Annotated in this window: 21 protein-coding genes; 8 read left to right on the top strand and 13 right to left on the bottom strand. The window is 75.0% G+C overall.

The window, feature by feature from the left end; translation table 11 throughout:
* Nucleotides 1–72 precede the first annotated feature (72 nt).
* Nucleotides 73–1,233 (top strand): endonuclease/exonuclease/phosphatase family protein, encoded by a 1,161-nt coding sequence (locus tag BLU95_RS34090; protein ID WP_107452629.1) that lies wholly within the window; start codon nt 73–75, stop codon nt 1,231–1,233.
* On the top strand, nt 1,208–1,873 hold the full coding sequence (locus BLU95_RS34085; protein WP_231978021.1) for a hypothetical protein: 666 nt from the start codon (nt 1,208–1,210) through the stop codon (nt 1,871–1,873). The genes BLU95_RS34090 and BLU95_RS34085 overlap by 26 nt, the downstream gene beginning before the upstream one ends.
* 45 nt (nt 1,874–1,918) lie before the next feature.
* On the opposite strand, the gene BLU95_RS34080 is transcribed toward BLU95_RS34085, so the two are convergent.
* The 4 genes from BLU95_RS34080 to BLU95_RS34065 all read right to left on the bottom strand — a co-directional run bounded on the left by BLU95_RS34080 (nt 1,919) and on the right by BLU95_RS34065 (nt 4,946).
* Nucleotides 1,919–2,857 (bottom strand): aldo/keto reductase, encoded by a 939-nt coding sequence (locus BLU95_RS34080; protein ID WP_093863375.1) that lies wholly within the window; start codon nt 2,855–2,857, stop codon nt 1,919–1,921.
* Between the two features lie 79 nt (nt 2,858–2,936).
* A complete protein-coding gene (locus BLU95_RS34075; protein ID WP_093863374.1) occupies nt 2,937–3,122 on the bottom strand; it encodes a hypothetical protein in 186 nt (61 codons plus the stop codon).
* A complete protein-coding gene (locus tag BLU95_RS34070) occupies nt 3,119–4,123 on the bottom strand; it encodes a hypothetical protein (protein ID WP_159425102.1) in 1,005 nt (334 codons plus the stop codon). The genes BLU95_RS34075 and BLU95_RS34070 overlap by 4 nt, the downstream gene beginning before the upstream one ends.
* Before the next feature lie 115 nt (nt 4,124–4,238).
* A complete protein-coding gene (locus tag BLU95_RS34065; RefSeq protein WP_093863372.1) occupies nt 4,239–4,946 on the bottom strand; it encodes a TetR/AcrR family transcriptional regulator in 708 nt (235 codons plus the stop codon).
* Between the two features lie 95 nt (nt 4,947–5,041).
* Here BLU95_RS34065 and BLU95_RS34060 point away from each other — a divergent pair, with 95 nt between their 5' ends.
* Entirely contained in the window at nt 5,042–5,734 is a 693-nt protein-coding gene (locus tag BLU95_RS34060) for a DUF4386 domain-containing protein (protein ID WP_093863371.1), read from the top strand.
* Nucleotides 5,735–5,783: 49 nt separating this feature from the next.
* On the opposite strand, the gene BLU95_RS34055 is transcribed toward BLU95_RS34060, so the two are convergent.
* Together BLU95_RS34055 and BLU95_RS34050 are read right to left on the bottom strand one after the other, a co-directional pair.
* Nucleotides 5,784–6,134, bottom strand: coding sequence for a deoxyxylulose-5-phosphate synthase (locus BLU95_RS34055; RefSeq protein ID WP_093863370.1), 351 nt, complete (start codon nt 6,132–6,134; stop codon nt 5,784–5,786).
* A 63-nt stretch (nt 6,135–6,197) separates the two neighbouring features.
* A complete protein-coding gene (locus BLU95_RS34050; protein WP_093863369.1) occupies nt 6,198–6,866 on the bottom strand; it encodes a hypothetical protein in 669 nt (222 codons plus the stop codon).
* 132 nt (nt 6,867–6,998) lie between these two features.
* On the opposite strand from BLU95_RS34050, the gene BLU95_RS34045 reads away from it, so the two are divergent.
* On the top strand, nt 6,999–7,811 hold the full coding sequence (locus tag BLU95_RS34045) for a thioesterase family protein (protein ID WP_093863368.1): 813 nt from the start codon (nt 6,999–7,001) through the stop codon (nt 7,809–7,811).
* Nucleotides 7,812–7,888: 77 nt separating this feature from the next.
* Here the strand turns inward: BLU95_RS34045 and BLU95_RS34040 are convergent, their stop codons facing one another.
* Nucleotides 7,889–8,545 (bottom strand): NADPH-dependent F420 reductase, encoded by a 657-nt coding sequence (locus BLU95_RS34040; RefSeq protein WP_093865325.1) that lies wholly within the window; start codon nt 8,543–8,545, stop codon nt 7,889–7,891.
* 91 nt (nt 8,546–8,636) lie between these two features.
* On the opposite strand from BLU95_RS34040, the gene BLU95_RS34035 reads away from it, so the two are divergent.
* Nucleotides 8,637–9,059, top strand: coding sequence for a winged helix-turn-helix transcriptional regulator (locus BLU95_RS34035; protein WP_093863367.1), 423 nt, complete (start codon nt 8,637–8,639; stop codon nt 9,057–9,059).
* Here the strand turns inward: BLU95_RS34035 and BLU95_RS34030 are convergent.
* From BLU95_RS34030 to BLU95_RS34020, 3 genes are all read right to left on the bottom strand, one after another.
* Nucleotides 9,012–9,797, bottom strand: a complete 786-nt coding sequence (locus BLU95_RS34030) for an alpha/beta fold hydrolase (protein WP_093863366.1) — start codon at nt 9,795–9,797, stop codon at nt 9,012–9,014. The two genes, BLU95_RS34035 and BLU95_RS34030, sit on opposite strands and share 48 nt — an antisense overlap.
* A gap of 55 nt (nt 9,798–9,852) precedes the next feature.
* The gene (locus tag BLU95_RS34025; protein ID WP_093863365.1) at nt 9,853–10,497 is read right to left on the bottom strand and encodes a YrhB domain-containing protein; all 645 of its coding nucleotides are present in this window, start codon (nt 10,495–10,497) and stop codon (nt 9,853–9,855) included.
* Nucleotides 10,498–10,606: 109 nt separating this feature from the next.
* Nucleotides 10,607–11,446 (bottom strand): SDR family oxidoreductase, encoded by an 840-nt coding sequence (locus BLU95_RS34020; RefSeq protein ID WP_093863364.1) that lies wholly within the window; start codon nt 11,444–11,446, stop codon nt 10,607–10,609.
* Nucleotides 11,447–11,540: 94 nt separating this feature from the next.
* On the opposite strand from BLU95_RS34020, the gene BLU95_RS34015 reads away from it, so the two are divergent.
* On the top strand, nt 11,541–11,903 hold the full coding sequence (locus BLU95_RS34015) for a winged helix-turn-helix transcriptional regulator (RefSeq protein WP_093863363.1): 363 nt from the start codon (nt 11,541–11,543) through the stop codon (nt 11,901–11,903).
* 44 nt (nt 11,904–11,947) lie between these two features.
* Here the strand turns inward: BLU95_RS34015 and BLU95_RS34010 are convergent, their stop codons facing one another.
* The 3 genes from BLU95_RS34010 to BLU95_RS34000 all read right to left on the bottom strand — a co-directional run bounded on the left by BLU95_RS34010 (nt 11,948) and on the right by BLU95_RS34000 (nt 13,922).
* Complete coding sequence (locus BLU95_RS34010; RefSeq protein WP_093863362.1) at nt 11,948–12,514, bottom strand: hypothetical protein; 567 nt, start codon at nt 12,512–12,514, stop codon at nt 11,948–11,950.
* A gap of 142 nt (nt 12,515–12,656) precedes the next feature.
* A complete protein-coding gene (locus BLU95_RS34005) occupies nt 12,657–13,094 on the bottom strand; it encodes a GNAT family N-acetyltransferase (RefSeq protein ID WP_093863361.1) in 438 nt (145 codons plus the stop codon).
* Nucleotides 13,095–13,232: 138 nt separating this feature from the next.
* Nucleotides 13,233–13,922 (bottom strand): class I SAM-dependent methyltransferase, encoded by a 690-nt coding sequence (locus BLU95_RS34000; RefSeq protein WP_107452694.1) that lies wholly within the window; start codon nt 13,920–13,922, stop codon nt 13,233–13,235.
* A gap of 192 nt (nt 13,923–14,114) precedes the next feature.
* Here BLU95_RS34000 and BLU95_RS33995 point away from each other — a divergent pair, with 192 nt between their 5' ends.
* Both BLU95_RS33995 and BLU95_RS33990 read left to right on the top strand, forming a co-directional pair.
* On the top strand, nt 14,115–14,894 hold the full coding sequence (locus BLU95_RS33995; protein ID WP_231978020.1) for an SDR family oxidoreductase: 780 nt from the start codon (nt 14,115–14,117) through the stop codon (nt 14,892–14,894).
* A gap of 413 nt (nt 14,895–15,307) precedes the next feature.
* On the top strand, nt 15,308–16,495 hold the full coding sequence (locus BLU95_RS33990) for an ROK family protein (RefSeq protein ID WP_093863360.1): 1,188 nt from the start codon (nt 15,308–15,310) through the stop codon (nt 16,493–16,495).
* Nucleotides 16,496–16,549: the final 54 nt, after the last annotated feature.

Below are 16,549 nucleotides of genomic sequence, written 5' to 3'. Positions count from 1 at the left end.
CCCGTATCGGGGGTGTCCGGGTACTGGGCACCGGAATTCGGGTGCGCGGCCCGCCCTGCTACGCTCCGCCGCATGGATCCGGATTCCGTTTCCCCCCGTGCCCGGCACCGGCATTCCGCGGGGGTGCGCCTGCTGGTGGCCGCCACCGCGCTGTGGGCGGCGTTCCTGGCACTGGACCTGGTGGCGAACGGACGCTGGTGGTTCTGGCTGGTACCCGGGCTGGCGCCGCCGCTGCTGTTCCTCGCCGTGCCGGTGACGCTGCTCGCGCTGGCGTGGACACTGCCGGCCGCGGGCTCCGGCCTGCGGCGGTGGCTGGTGCCGGCGGTGGTCCTGCTGCTGGTCGCCGCACTGCCCCGGACCGGCCTCAACTGGGCCGCGCTGAAGCCGGGTTCGGCCGCCGCCGCGGCCGGTCCGGGGATCAGGGTGTTCTCCTGGAACACCGAGTACTGGGACACCACCGACGACCCGGACGCCTTCTACCGCTTCCTGCACGCCCAGGACGCCGACGTCTACCTGCTCCAGGAGTACCTGGCGTGGGTGCGCGGAACCCACACCCCGATCGACGAACTCGACCGGATCCGCCGGGAGTTCCCCGGCTACCAGGTGGTGGTGGCCGGGGAGCTGGTCACCCTCTCCCGGTTCCCGGTGCTCGCCGCACCGACGGTCGGCCCGGGGGTGGCGGCGGACGCGCCCTGGCCGGAGGTCTTCACCCGGCGCAAGGTGCTGCGCACCGACCTCGACGTCCGGGGCCGGGCCGTCTCCTTCTACAACGTGCACATCCCGGTCCAGGTGGACACCCGGGAGTCGCTGTTCGGCCGCGCCTTCTACCGGGTGGTGCGCGAGGCCGACGCGGCCCGGCGCGAGCAGTTCGCGGCCCTGGAGCGCGACACCGCCGCCAACTCCCGGCCGCTGCTGGTCGCCGGGGACTTCAACACCAGCCCGGCGATGGGCGACCTCGACCCGCTGCGCGCGCACCTGCACGACGCCCGGGCCGCGAGCGGCGACCTCTACCCCGGCAGCTGGGGCGGCATCCTGGGCGCCGACTGGTGGCGCCTCGACTGGGCGTTCACCAACGACGGCGCGGCGGTGGACCACTACGCCTTCGTCGACGACCGGGGGCTGTCCGACCACCGGGGCCAGGAGCTGCGGCTCTCGCTGCCGCACCGCAACCAGGACCGCTGTCGGTGGCACCTGCTTGAATCCTGGTGTGCACGACATCCGCGACACCCCTGACCCGACTCTCGAACTGCGGGCACTCCTCGCCCGACTGCCCGACCCGGCCGCCCTGCGCGACCGGTGCCGGGGGCTCGCGATGCTCGAAGCGATCCTCGGCCCCGTGTGGGGCGACCGCTACTACTCCTTCGACTCCCGGTGGGGCGACGGCCAGGAGCTGGCGTCGATGCGCGACGGCGAGGGCGACGACTGGTTCATGGTCTTCTCCGAGGCCGGCGTGTACGCCCGCGGCTTCGACCACACGGCGCCCAACGCCGCGCCGCGGCTGCTCCCCGAGGTGCCCGCCCCGTTCCGCTCGCAGGCCGCGGAGCCGGCCTTCGGCGAGGAGGACGGCGTCCCGCTCGCCACCGTCTGCTTCTGGCACGGCACCGGGGACGACGACGTGTGGCAGGCGCCCTCGGCCGCGCCGACGGGCGGGGTGGAGCTGTTCGCCCTGCCGGCCGCCGCCGACCTGACGGGCGCCTACCTGGAGTGGGCCGAGGAGTACTACGAGCCCGAGCACGCCCCCGACCCGGCGGCGGTCGCCCACGTGCTCGCCCTGCGCCCGCTCACGGCGGCGGTCGTGGCGGCCATCGCCCCGGACGTCGACCTGGACGACCTCTCCGAGGACATCGCCGGGACCGGCTACCCGACGGCCTGAGCGGGCCGAAGCTCCCGGGGCCCGGCCGGGCCCCGGGAGCACTTCCTACAGCGCGGCCTCGTCCAGCCGCTTGCGCTGCTCCGCCGTCAGCGTCAGGTCGAGGGCTCCCAGCGCCTCGTCCAGCTGGGCGGTCCGGCTCACGCCGACCAGCGGCAGGATCCCCGCCTCGTGGTCGAGCAGCCAGCTGAGCGCCACCTGGTTGACGGTGGTGCCGGTCTCCTCCGCCACCGCGCGCAGGGCGGCGAGGCGCTTGGGCGTGCCCGGGTGGTCGTAGGCGGCGCCGATCTCGACGTCGTCGCGGGTGAGCCCGCCGGAGAGGATCGGGCTGTAGACCCAGAGCCGCAGGTCCCCCTCGGAGCGCACGTAGTCCAGGAGTTCGGACGTGACGTGCACGTGGGCGGAGGACAGCAGCGGCACGTCGAAGCGCGGCTGGAGGTAGGAGTAGCGGTACTGCAGGTGCGAGTAGCGCGGACCGTCGCCGGCGAGCGCGCGGGCCCGCTCCACCCGCCACACGGCGTGGTTGCTGGCGCCGACCGCCCCCGCCTTGCCGGAGGTCACCAGCTCGGCGAGGGTCTCCACGGTCTCGGCGAGCGGCACCGAACGGTCCTCGATGTGGGTCCAGTACACCTCGACACGGTCGGTGCCGAGGCGCCGCAGGCTGCCTTCGATGCCCGCCCGGATCGCCTTCTCGGACAGCCCCTCGGCCGCCTCCAGTCCGGCCCCCGGCACGGTGGGCCGGGCGCCGACCTTGGTGCTGATGACGACCTGGTCGCGGGCCTTGCGGCTGGCCAGCCAGCGGCCGATGACGGCCTCGCTCTCGTCACCGGTGGCACCGTCGAGCCAGAACGCGTAGTTGTTCGCGGTGTCGAGGACGGTACCGCCGCCCTCGACGAAGCGGTCCAGGATCCGGAACGAGGTCTCCTCGTCGACGATCGTGCCGAAGCCCAATGTGCCCAGGACGACGGTGCGCTGAGGAATGGTCATGAGTATGGGTCCTCCCCGTAGTGGTCTGGACCATTCAAGACGCAATCGCGATCACCCGCAACAGCTTCCACCCACCTGCTCACCCTCCGAACAGGAACACCAGCGCCCCGAGCACCACCAGCATGCTCCCCCCGAACGCCGACCCGGCCCACAGCGCGGCCTCGGTGGCCCGCGCCCCGAGCCGGGTGCGGAGCACGAACACCAGCAGGGCGGCGACGGTGGAGAGGAGGACGGCGACCAGCAGCCAGGGCAGTCGGGCGCTCATCGGTGGCTCCCGGTCCGATCGAAGGAACGGCCCCGCGTCGCCCTCGCCGTCAGTGCGACGGCCGCATCCCGGGCGCGGCCCGACTCCTCCGCGGTCAGCCAGTACGGGGCGTCGGCGTCGGCCGTTCCCGCCGCCATGGCCAGCCCGGCCAGGCAGGCCACGGCCGCGTCCCGGGCGGGCGGCAACGGCCTCCCGTTGCCGCCCGCCCAACGGCGCCCGTGCAGGTTCTCGTCGAGCAGGGCCAGCATCGCGAGAACCAGATCCCGGAACCGGTCCACCTCCTTCGCCCCCGTCCAGCCGCCGCGAGTGAACCGGCCGCCGAGGTGCCACACCGAGTCCCCTGGCGCACGCGGGACTTCGACCAGTTCGACCAGGTAGTCATGGTCGAGGTCGGACGGCATGTCCTCCTGGGGCCGCCTCCGGAGCCAGGACCGGAACGACACGGCGATCGGATAGGGCTGTACGGCCTCCAACAGTTCGACCAGCCGGTCCAGTTCATGGACGGCCTCAAGCATCGGCAGGAGGCATCTGGCCGGCCAACGGTCGTCCCGGGATCGCGCAGCGCATCGCAGCAGCACCGGCAGACGCAGCACGACGAAGGCGAGCGAACCGCACACCTGCTCGCGGACCCACTCCGGGATTCGGTCGGGCAGTTCTCCCCCGGGCCACCGTCGACCGAACGGGGAGGTCCGCACGCCTCTTCCGACCGCGCGCAGCAGCCGCCGAACGGATTCCCGGTCCTTGCTCTCGAACTCCAGGTGGGCCGCGATCACGCCGACCAGCTCGGAGATCGTGTCCTGCGCGTCGTTCGCGCGGAACATGCACCCGGCCGCCCAGGTGCCGCCCGGAGCCGCGGTCGCTTCCAGGACATCCTGCAGCGGTTCGACGACCAGCAGGACACAATCCACGGCGGCCGCCCGCAGATGCGACGGCATGGCGTCGCCGAAGGTGTGTCGCGGCATCGTGCTTCCCTCTGGCATGCGCCGCCCGTGCCCCGGCACATGCTCGTGGGCACGGTGGACCGAGGGTGATCGCGATGACTCAACTTCCGGCCGTCACAGGCGTCGTGGGCACGGGCCACAACGCACAGCCGCGGCCGTCGCCACGGCCGTGGCATCACTGTACGGCACGGCGGGCCCCCGTGGAGGTCCAACCGGCCAGGTGCAGACGCTCGATGCCGTCGAGCAGGACGTCCAGGGCGAACTCGAACTCGAACTGGTCGTCGCAGCCGCCGCCGACCGCCGCGCCGTCGCCCTCCGCATGGGCGGCGGTGGCGGCGACCTCGGCGATGTGCGGGTAGCGGAGGGCCGGTCGGGGGTCGGGCGGACCCGCTTCCGGGCCCGGGGAGGCGTCGAAGAGTTCCTGGGTGAAGCCCAGGAGACGTCCGCCGAGGGCGTGCATCGCGTGGTGGGCGAGGTCGACGGAGAGACCGCCCGCCCGGAACAGGCCGATCACCGCGTCCAGGTGGCCGAGCACGGCAGGGGGCGGCGCCGGCAGCGCCTCGATCACGCGCGGCGCCCACGGGTGGCGGCGCAGCGCCCGGCGGGCGGAGAGGATGCGCTCGCGCACGGCGGCCTTCCAGTCGGCGTCGGCGGCGGGCGGCTCGATCCCGCCGACGACGGTGTCGACCATGCCGGCGAGGAGTTCCTCCTTGTTGGCGACGTGCTTGTAGAGCGCCATCGGCACCACGCCCAGGTCCTGGGCGAGTTTGCGCATGCTCAGGGCGTCGGTGCCGCCCGCCTCGCGGTCGGCGAACGCCACGGCGGCGGCCAGTACGCGGTCGCGGTTCAGCGGGGTGCGGCGCGTGCCCTCGTTCTCGCCCATCTCCGGTTCCTCCCTCGTCGGCTTGACGAGTGTACGGCGTACGCCTAACGTGAGCGCCAGGTGTACGCCGTACACCCGAGGCTGACCGAGAGGGGATGGTTCTGGTGAAGGCGACCGGGGACAGGTACACGGCGGTGGTCACGGGCGTCCTGTTCCTCGTGACCGAAGTGGCGGCCGTCGCCGGGATGCTGCTGTACCGGCCCGCGCTGGACGGCGCCGCGTACGCGGCCGGGTCCGGTGCGGACGGCCGGGTGGCGGCGGGGGCGCTGTGCGAGGTGGTGCTGGTCCTGGCGGTGATCGGCACCGGGGTGTCGCTCTACCCCGTGCTGCGGCGCCGGCAGGAGGCGCTGGCGCTCGGCTACGTCTGCGGGCGGCTGCTGGAGGCCGCGGTGATCACGGTCGGCCTCGTCAGCATGCTCGCCGTCGTGACCCTGCGGCAGGACGCGGGTTCCGGGGCGGCCACCGCCGCCCGCGCCCTGGTCGCCGTCCACGACTGGACGTTCCTGCTCGGCCCCAACATCGTCCTGGGCGCCAACTCGCTCGCCCTGGCGGTCCTGATGCACCGCTCGCGGCTGGTGCCCCGCCCCGTCGCGCTGCTCGGCCTGGTCGGCGGCCCACTGATCCTCGCCTCGGCGGTGGCCGTGCTGTTCGGCCTCTACCCGCAGGTGTCGACGATCGGTTCGCTGGCCGCGCTGCCGGTCTTCGCCTGGGAGGTCACCCTCGCCGTCCGTCTCCTCACGAGGGGCTTCACTCCGGTGGCCGGCCGCCCGGCGGTCCTGGCGGGCTGAACCCCGCACCCTCGCGCGGGAGGTCGGCCCACCCGACTTCCCGCGCCGCTCAGCCGGCCGCCCGCTCCCACGGGACGTCCCGGTGCAGCAGCGCCCGCGCGAGCGGCTCGCCGGAGCGGCGGGCGTAGAGCGTGCGCTCGCGCACCTCGTGCCGGGTGCGAGGCCGGTAGCCCGGGCCGCCGCAGCAGCTCTTGTGGAAGCGAATGCCCGCGTTCAGCAGCAACGTCAGTGTGCGCCAGGCCGCCGTGTCCCGTCGCGCCGGCGCCGCGAAGGCCGACCCCGCGTGGATCAGCGCACCCGCGCAGCGCGGACAGCGCCGCTCGCCGGCGGCCGTGTCGTACGGCTGCTTGTACGAGGCCCGGCACGGCAGGCAGACGAAGGAGGTCTTGGAGTGGGCCATGCGCGCCACCCTACGACGCACCCCTCCTCACCTCGACTCCTTTTCCGCTCCCGGTCCGACCCCTCAGGACCCCGACCCGGCCGGCTCCCCGAAGCCCATCGCGCGGGCCCGTGCGACGACGGCCCCGAAGTCCGCGCCGGGCGACAGCGCCTCGACCGTCCGACGGGTCAGCGGCGCACCCGCCAGGACCGCCGCCACCGCCGCGCGGTCCACCTCACGCCCGAAACAGTCCTCCGCGAAGGCGACGTACGCCTCCGGACTCCCGTCGGCCAGCAGGCCGAACAGCCCCTCGGCGCCGTCCGTCTCCCCGGGTGCGAACTCCACCGGCCCGCACCGCCACCGAGCGGCACCGCTCTCGCGCCAGGCGCAGACCGTCGCGTCGAAGAACCCCTCGAACCGGAACTCCGGCTCCTGCACGTAGTGGGCGAGCGAGGCGGGCAGGCCGTCCAGCAGGCCGGGCCAGTGCTCGCGGTCCTCGCCCCGCCACGGGGTCGCGTCGCTCTCGTGGTCGAAGCCGTACAGGAACACCCCGGCCGGGTCGAACACGATCGCGTACAGGTCGCCCGAGCCGTTGTCCATCCAGGCCAGGTCCACGCCCTCGCGCCAGTCCCGGACGAAGGAATGCGTGGGCACGTGCCGGTCGAGGATGCTGTCGAGCAGGGCGATCCCGAGGCAGCGAGCACGGAGCTCGGCCGGATCGGGCAGCAGGGGCAGGAGGTCGCGCACGGTCATGGCAACCAGTCAACAGCGCGGCACTGACAGCGCCAGCCCACGAGCGTGTGCGGGAGATCACGGCGACCGGGGCCGCCGGGGAAGCCTACGATTCGTGACCGATGCACCTGTCCCGGCCGAGGAGCGGATCCCTTGAGCAGCAGCGACCTCGCGCGTGAGAGCTACTACCAGCGAACCGGCGCCCGGACGTTCAAGCCCACCGCGCACGCGGGTGGGGCGTGGAGCGCCGACGAGCAGCACTTCAGCCCGCTGGCCGGGCTGGTGGTGCACGCGATCGACCGGTGGCTGGCGGAGCGCCCCGGCGGCGACGGGGGGCTGACGCTCGGGCGGATCGGCTACGACATCCTCGGCCGCATCGCGCTCGACGAGTGCGAGATCACCGTGGAGTCCGTCCGGCCGGGCCGGACCATCGAACTCCTCGAGGCGACCGTGGTGATCGGCGGACGGGCCGTGGTCCGGGCCCGGGCCTGGCTGCTGGCCGCCCTGGACACCTCGGCCGTCGCCGACAGCCCGGTCGAGCCGCTCCCCGCGCCGGAGGAGCTCGACCCGTGGGCGATGGACGAGGAGTGGAACGGCGGCTACGTCGCCTCGGTCGACCTCCGCCGGGTGCCGCCGACCCGCCGCGGCCGCACGGCGGCCTGGATCTCCTCGCGGACGGACCTGGTCGCCGGCGAGCCGAGCAGCGCGCTCGCCTCCTTCGTGGCCCTGGTCGACACCGCGAACGGCATCGCCGTGCAGCAGGACCCGGCCGAGTGGATGTTCCCCAACGTCGATCTGACCGTCCATCTGTTCCGGCAGCCGCGCGGACCCTGGACCGGCCTGGACACCACCGCCAGTTTCGGTCCGACCGGCCAGGGCCTCACCAGCAGCGTGCTGCACGACGTCGACGGCCCGGTCGGCCAGGCCGAACAGATCCTCACCGTCCGCCCGCAGCCGCCCCGGTAGCCGGCAGGTACCCCGGTCCCCGGTCGTCGGCAGGTTCCCGACGGCCGCCGTCGCGTCGGCTCAGCCGTCGCGTCGGCTCAGGTCGCCGCCGGGTGGCCGGCAGCGTACGCGAGTGGCGGCGCGATCGCCTGCGCGTCCGCGCCCTCCCCGACCCACAGGCCGATGAACAGCGCCGCCGTCGCCTCCAGCAGGCCCGCCCGGTCGAGTCCACCCGCCGCCACCGGCAGGCAGCCCGTGTCCCGCACCAGCCGGGACACCCGGGCGACCGCCGCCGCGTCGTCCCCGCACAGCGGCACCGCCAGCGGCCTGCCGTCGAAGACGGGCGGCCGCATCCGCCACACGTCCTCGTGGCAGAGGTTGAACGCCTTGACCACCTCGGCCCCCGGGGCCGCCGCGGCCAACTGCCGTGCCGCAGACGGCCCGCCGTCCGTCAGCAGCCGGAAACCGGGGCCGACGGGGTTGGAGCAGTCGACCAGCACCGTGCCGTCCAGTTCCGCGCGCAGCTCCCGCACCACCTCCGCCCCGGCGCCGTAGGGCAGCGCGGCCAGCACCACCTCACCGGACGCCGCCGCCGACCGCAGCCCGGCGGCCCTGGCGCCGCCCCCGATCCGCCGGGCGAGGCGCGCCGCGGCGGCCGCGTCCCGCCCGCCGACCGTCACCTCGTGCCCGGCCCGCGCCCAGTGGGTCGCGAGTGCGTCCGCCATGTTACCCGTGCCCAGCACGCCGATCCTCATCGCACCGGTGCTCATCACGCCGTCCTCCGTGTCGTCGGGAACTCCCCGTCCCCCGCTGACGCTAGAGAACCCGTCGGGCACCATTCGGTACGTGACGACCGAAGCCTTCCTCGCCGACTGCCGTGCCCGCCTCGCCTTCGACCTGCTCTCCAACACCTGGAACGCCGTGGTCCTCCGGGCGCTGCGCGACGGCCCCCGGCGCCCGGTCGAGCTGCGGCAACGGATCGGCGGGATCAGTTCCAAGGTGCTCACGGAGACCCTGCGCCGGCTCCAGTTCAACGGCCTGGTCGACCGCCGGGCGCTGCCCGGCGCCCCGCCCCGGGTCGAGTACCGGCTCACCGGACTGGGCCGCAGCTTCCTCGGGCCGATCGAGGCCGTGGGCGCCTGGGCGTTCGAGCACGGCGACGAGGTGATGGCCGCCCAGGAGCGCGGCGAGGCGGGGCGGGGGCCGGCGGGAGGCGGGGCCTCAGCCGGCCAGGAAGGGCAGCAGGACGGCGGTGAGGGCCTCGGGTGAGTCCAGGGCGACGAGGTGGGCCGCGTCCGGGAACTCGACCAGGGTGGCGCCCGGGATCTCGGCGGCGTACCGGCGGGCGATGTCCCGGAAGTCCGGCACCTCCAGCCCGCCGACGCCCACCAGCGTGGGAACGGCGACGGCGGACACCTCGCGGGCGGAGGGGCCCTGCGAGTGCTCGCCCACGACGGACTGGTTGACCAGTGAGGTCCGCATCGGCTCGCGCAGCCGGTCGGCCAGTCCGTCGGCCACCCGGTCCCAGCCGCGGGCCGGGCCGCGCAGCCACATGTCGAGGTTCACCCGGACCGCGGCGTCGAGGTCGCCGGCCTCCAGCGCGGCGGTCTCGGCCTCGTCGTACGCGACCATGTCGGCGGACCAGCCGTAGCCGGGCCACGGTGCCGCGAGCAGCGCGAGGGAGTGGACCCGGTCCGGGTGGGTGAGCGTGAACTCCACGGCCACCCGGCCGCCCCAGGACGCGCCGACCAGCCGGACCCGGTCGAGGCCGAGGTGGTCCAGCAGGCGCAGCAGGTCGTCGGTCTCGCGGAACGGCCCGGTCGGGGGCGCGGACTCGCCGAAGCCCCGCAGGTCGTAGCGGACGACGGTGTGGTGCTCGGCGAGCGCGGGCACGACGGCGTCCCACATCCGGTGGTCGGCGACACCGGCGTGCACGAGGACGACGGGCGGTCCGTCGCCGGAGACGACGTAGGAGAGGTGGCCGAGCTCGTCGGGAAGAGTGATCATCCGCGCATCGTCGCAGCTCGGGCCTGTCCGTGGCCAGCCAATTCGATGCCGGTGACTACCGCTCGACCGGCCCGGACGGCGCCTCGACGGGTCCGGACGACGTGTCAGCGGGTCCGGACGGCGTTCCGACCGCTCCGGACGGCGCCTCGACGGGTCCGGACGGCGCCTCGACCGGCCCGGCCAGCGTCTCGACGGGCCACAGCGGCCACCTCGGCGCCTTGCGGGTGAGGCTCGCGAGCTCCTCCGGCGGTTCGGCACCGTCGCGCACGGCGGTCAGGTAGCTCCTCGCCTGCCGGAGGCTCAGCCCGGGGGCCCGCTTGCGCAGGTGCCCCATCGCGGCGACGGCCCCGGCGGACCGGGCGAGAGCGCGGACCTCGGCGGCCAGCGGATCGGGGCGGCGGACCCCCTTGACCTGGAGGAGGTAGTGGTCCTCCCAGCCCTCGTCGTCATCCCGGGCGTTGGGGACGAAGTGCAGACTGCCGTCCTCCCGGTCGACCAGCACATGGCTGCCGCCGCCACCGAAGCCGAACCGCGCGTCCCCGGTCCGGACGAAGGCCGCGCTCTCCCAGAACGCAAGCCAGCCGACGCTGTGCTCCTCCACCGCGTAGACGGCCGGCTCCGGCGTCGGGCCGCCGCCCGGCCACTCCATCACGGCCAGGTAGGACTCGACGAGTTCGATCGCGCGTTGCCTGGTGATCACGTCCCCATCGTGCCGGACCGGTCAAGTGCCTTTCTCCGGAACCGAGGTGCGGCGCGCGCACGCGGCCCGCGCGGGACGTCGGACGGGCCGGCGTCCCGCGCGAACCCGCTCAGCGGAAGGCCTCGACATGGCGCTCGGCCCAGTCGGCGAAGGACCTCGGATCACGGCCCAGCACCTCCCGCACACCGGGGCCGATCCGCAGTTCGGCCGCGCTCGGGGCGCCGAGGATGTCGAGGGTGTCGTCCGCGAGCTCCACCGGCATGCTCCGGGCCATCGCGGCCGCGGCCTCCGCGCGGGACAGCTCCTGGAAGCGCAAGGGCACCCCCAGCGCGGCGGAGAGCGCCGCCATCTGCCCGCGCGGGCTGATCACCTCCGGGCCGGTCAGCTCGTGGACGCCGCCGACGTGCCGGTCCTCCAGCAGGCAGGCGGCCGCGACCTCGGCGATGTCCCCCGGGTCGACGACCGGCGTCGCGACGTCACCGAACGGGGCCGCGACGAACCGCCCCGTCCGGATCGACTCGGCCCACCACAGCGTGTTCGAGGCGAAGCCGCCGGGCCGCACGATCGCCCACTCCGGCACGGACGCCCGGACCAGGTCCTCCAGCGCGCGCATCGCGATCCGGGTCGGACCGAACGGCCTGGTCACCACGCCCTGGGTGGAGAGCAGGACGATCCGCCGGACCCCGGCCGCCGCCGCCCGGCCGACCAGCTCGGCCGGGGCTCCGCCCGGACCGTGCAGATCGCCCGAGAGCAGCAGGAACAGGGCCTTCGCCCCCGTCAGCACCTCCTCCAGCGCGGCCGGGTCGGCCAGGTCGGCCGTCAGGCGGCGGACACCGTCCGGCTCCGGCGCCGGGTGCCGCGACACCGCCGTCACCTCCGCGCCCGCCGCCGCCAGCGCCCGCGTCAGCGGCCTGCCGATGTTTCCGGTGGCCCCGGTCACCACGATCATGGTCAGCTCCTCGTTCGTTGCCCCGTTGGGACTTCCGACGCTAGAGCTGCCGGCTCACCGTTCGTAAGGACATACCCCGGGGTAAGCTCCGGACATGACGGAAGGTGTGCAGCTGGACCGGGGTGCCGTCGGCAAGCGCTATGAGGTGTTTCACACCGACTGCGCGGCCCGCGACACGGTCGACCACGTGACCAGCCGGTGGGGCGTCTGGGTGCTGATCGCCCTGGAGGGCAACGACCTGCGGTTCTTCGAACTGCGCGACAGCATCCGGGGCATCAGCGAGAAGATGCTCGCGCAGACCCTGCGGGCGCTGGTCCAGGACGGCCTGGTGTGGCGGGTGGTCGAACCGACGACACCGCCCCAGGTCACCTACGGGCTCACCGAGTTCGGCCGGGACGTCGGCGAACCCCTGCGGGACCTCCTCGGCCGGATCACCCGCCGTCTCGACCGGGCCTGATCACCGGTCCGTCCGACCGGGACCGGTCACCGGGCCGGGACCGGTCACCGGGCCGCCCCGGCGCCCTCCCGGCGCCGCCCCCACACCCACGCGCCGCCGGCCACCAGCACCGCCGTGCCCAGCGCGTAGGCGGGCAGCCACCGGGTCGTCGTCGCCGACAGGCAGTCGTCCACGGCGGTCCGGGCCTGCTGCTCCTGCTCGTACGCCAGCGCCTCGGGGTCGGCCGCCGCCAGGTCCGCCAGCGCGGCCCGGGCGTGCAGGCTCTCGTACCGGCCCGCCTGCGCGCAGCTGTCCCGGGTGCCGGGCATCGGGAAGAGCCGGTCCCAGCGCTGCAACGCCGGGGCCAGCGCCAGCGCCACGCACAGGCCCACCACCAGCGAGTACGCCGCCAGGTTCCACCCGAAGGCAGCGGACGGGGCACCCGGCGCGCGGACCGGCACCCGGCCGAAGGCCAGCACCACCACGAGCAGCGTCAGCCCCAGGTAGGTGGAGAACCACTGCCACGAACCCTCCGCGAGCGAGAAGGCCAGCACCACCCCGAGCGCCGTGCCGAGCACACCGGGGTCCGCGCCCCCGGTCTGCCCGGAACCACCGCCACCGCGAACGCCCACGCGCCCTCCCGACTGCCGACCCGACCGGAGCGACCAGCCTCCCGTCCGGGCCCTCCCCCGGCGGCCGACACCACCTCGCCCCGATCCGCCCTCATCCGGACGGGTCAGTCGTCCGCCGGCGGGTCGGTCGTCCGTCTGCGGGTCAGTCCTCCGCCAGCGGCTTGACCCAGCGCGTCCACTGCGGCTGCGGCCCGTAGCCGGCCCCCCGCCAGGTGCGGTGGCCGAGGGCGTTCCCGTCCAGCACCATGGCGTCCGCCCGTCGTCCGCCCAGGGCCGCGAAGCGCTCCTCGGCGGCCGCCAGCAGGGCCGCGCCGATACCGCGCCGCCGGTGCTCCGGGTCGACGGCGAGGCGGTAGAGGTGGCAGCGCCAGCCGTCCCAGCCCGCGATGACGGTGCCGAGCAGCACGGCCGGCTCGTCCGCCCGGACGGCCACCAGCAGGCAGTCCGGGTCGCGGGCGAGCAGCGCCGCCACCCCGTCGGCGTCGTCGGTGATGCTGGTGCCCTTGGCGGCGCGGGCCCACAGCGCGAGCACGGCCGGGATCTCCTCGGGGCCGGCCGTGCGCAGAATGAAGTCGATCATGGGCGACTGTCTACCAGGACCGGCCGCCGGCCGACCGTGAATTCCGGGGGCCGGACAGGGAGGCCGGACAGGAAGGCCGGACAGGGAGGCCGGACGGGCCGGCCGGAGTGCCCCGCCGGCCGGGACCGGCGGGACGGGTCAGTCGCCCGCCAGCTGCCAGACCGTCGTGGTCTTCAGCGCCGTGTCCTCCAGGTCCGCCACCACCGGCACCTCGTACGCCGCCAGCGCCGTGAACCGTTCGCGCGGCAGGTAGGCGCGGCCGGGGTCACCGACTATCACCACCGCGCCGCGCGCCCGGGCCCGGAGCAGGAAGGGCAGGAACCGGGCCGCCATCGCCCGCTCGTAGAAGACGTCCCCGGCCAGCACGACCTCGGCCGGCCCGCCGTCGCCGTCCAACAGGTCCTCGACCGCCGCGTCCACCCGGACGCCGTTCGCCGCCGCGTTGACGCCGATCGCCGCGACCGCGTAGGCGTCGATCTCGGCCGCCCGCACCGACCGGGCACCGCGCAGCGCCGCCGCGATGCCGACCAGGCCGGATCCGGCCGCGAGGTCCAGCACCGACCGTCCGGCCACCAGCTCCGGGTGGTCCAGCACGTACCGGGCCACCCCGACACCGCCCGCCCAGGCGAACGCCCAGAACGGCGGCGGCAGGCCGCGCTCGCCGCGCGCCGTCTCGGTGGTCTCCCACAGGGTGATGGCGTCCTCGGCCATGTGCAGGCGCACCTCCGGCACGAACGGCACCGGGGCGATCCCGGTCTGCGCGCGTACGAAGTCCTCGTCCGACAGCATGGCCGCCCCCGGACCGGCCGGGTGTGTGTCGCTCAGCATGCGGAGCAGCATACGGGCCCTGAGCAGGTGCTCCGCACCATCGCCGACCGACCGCGACCGACCGTGAACCGGCCGTCCCCACGGCCGCGTTGACCCCGGCCCGATCGGCCGGATCCCGACCCCGGGACGGCGCGCCGGGCGGGTAGGTTCTCCCCGGAGCCGGTGTGCGGCCGGCCGGGAGCGGGGGTCACGGTGTCGGACAAGGTGCTGGCGGGCCGCGCGGCGGTCGTCACGGGCGGTTCGCGCGGGATCGGGCGGGCCGTGGTGGAGCGGCTGGCCGCGGACGGCGCGGACGTGGTGTTCGGGTACGCGCACGACGACGCGGCGGCGGCCGAGGTGGTCCGGGCGGTGGCCGCGAACGACGCGGCCGGGGCCGCCGGTTCCGCCGGGTCCGGGCGGGTGTTCGCGGTCCGGGCCGACCTCGGCACCCCGGAGGGGCCGGAGCTGCTGATGGCGGCCGCCGAGGAGGAGCTCGGCGGGCTGGACATCCTCGTCAACAACGCGGCCCGCGCCGTCACCCGGGCCCCGCTCGCCGAGACCGACCCGGCGGACTTCGACGCCACCATGGCCGTCAACGCCCGCGCGGTGTTCCTCACCCTGCGGTACGCGGCGCGGCGGATGCGCGACGGCGGCCGGATCGTCAACATCTCCTCCCTCAACACCCGCCGTCCGATGCCGGGGCTCGCCGCCTACCTGGCCGGCAAGGGTGCGCTGGAGCAGCTGACCGAGGCTGCGGCGGTGGAGCTGGGGCCGCGCGGGATCACCGCCAACACCGTCTCCCCCGGACCGACCGAGACCGAGATGCTGCGCTCCGTCAATCCCCCGCACGCGCTGGAGACGGTGGCCGGGCTGACCCCGCTGCGGCGGCTCGGGCAGCCGGCCGACGTCGCGGACGTGGTCGCGTTCCTGGTCGGCCCGGACGCGCGCTGGGTCTCCGGGCAGAACCTCGGGGCGACCGGCGGCCTGCGCTGAGCGCCCCCGGTCCGCACCGGGCGCGGGTCCGTACCGCGCGGGTCCGTACCGCGCCGCGCCGGCCTCCGTGCCAGGCCGGACCGGCTCCCGCGCGGGTCCGGAGCGGCTCTCGCGTGGGCCCGGTGAAGCCCGGATCACGCACCGCCACCCAGTGCGTACCATTTCGATACCGAAGCCGGGATGAGCTGGGAAGATGCTCGCCGGTCGGGCCCGGCCCCCGGTAGCATCCGGCACAGGCCGTCCGGCCCGGCGCAGGCGCCGCAGCGCCGCCGTGCCGGTCCGCCGGGCGGCGGACACCCGCGGGCCCTCCGGGGGCGGCCTCCGGCACCACAGCCCGGCGGCCCCGGCCGGCCGTGCCCGCGTCCACGGCACGCGCGCCAGGGCAGTCGCGCGGAACGGCGAAGGGCAGCGTCTTGGCGGATCGACTCACCGGTGGCGACTCCTCACTACTGCGGCGGATCAACGCGGCGGTGACCCTCCGGGCACTGCGCGAGGGCCATGCGGTGACCCTGACCAAGCTGGTCGGCGACACCGGGCTCTCCCGCCCCACGGTCGAGGGCGTGATCGAGGGGCTGGTGGAGACCGGGCTGGTCGCCGAGGTCGAGCAGCCGCCGCAACCGGACGGCCAGCCGGGCGCCGGGCGGCGCGGACGGCCGGCCCGCTGGTTCCGGTTCCGGGCCGAGGCCGGACACATCCTCGGCATCGAGATCGGCGTCCACGACATCCGGATCATCCTCGCCGACCTGGCCGGCGTCGTGGTGGGCAGCCACTTCAGACCCGTCGAGGAGACCCTGGACGCGGAGGAGCGGCTCACCGCCGTCCGGTCCGTGGTCGCCGAGGTGCTGCGCAAGGCGGGCGTCTCCCGGGACAACCTGTGGGCGGTCGGCGTCGGCACCCCGGGCATCGTCGACCGGGACGGCACGGTGCAGCTGGGCACCGCGATGCCCGGCTGGACCGGCCTGGACCTGGGCGCCCGGCTGCGGCGCTCGTTCCGCTGCCCGGTGATGATCGAGAACGACGCCAACCTCGCCGCGATCGCCGAGCACTGGCAGGGCGCGGCGGTCGGCGCCGACGACGTGGTGTTCGTGATGGCCGGCCTCAGCCCGGGCGCCGGCTCGCTCATCAACGGCCGGCTGCACCGCGGTTTCGGGGGCGCGGCCGGCGAGATCGGCGCCCTGCACCTGCTCGGCCAGGAGGTGACGCCGGAGCGGCTGCTCTCCACCACCGGCAAGCCGCTCAACCCGCTGGACGAGGCGGCGGTGGCCCGGGTGCTGAAGCTCGCCCGCGAGGGCGACGAGGTGGCGCAGGTCGCCACCGACCGCTTCCTGACCCGCCTGGTGCAGAGCGTCGCCGCGCTGGTCCTGGCCATCGACCCGCAGCTGGTGGTCGTCGGCGGCTGGGCCGCAGGCCTGGACGGCGTCCTCGACCCGCTGCGCGAGCGCCTCGCCAGCTTCACCCTCCGCGCCCCCGAGGTGGCCCTGGCCGCCCTCGGTTCCGAGGTGGTCGCGATGGGCGCCCTGCGGGTCGCCCTGGACCAGGTCGAGGAGCAGCTCTTCGCCGTCAACCCGCCGACGGGCGAGAACGGTTCGGCCCGCGCCTGAGCGGCCCCGGCCGGGGTCCGAGCGGCCGGAACGACCCTCCGGTACGGCCGGGCC

Source organism: Streptomyces sp. TLI_053, from assembly GCF_900105395.1.
Lineage (GTDB): Bacteria > Actinomycetota > Actinomycetes > Streptomycetales > Streptomycetaceae > Kitasatospora.
This window is presented reverse-complemented; position numbering and strand designations above follow the sequence as displayed.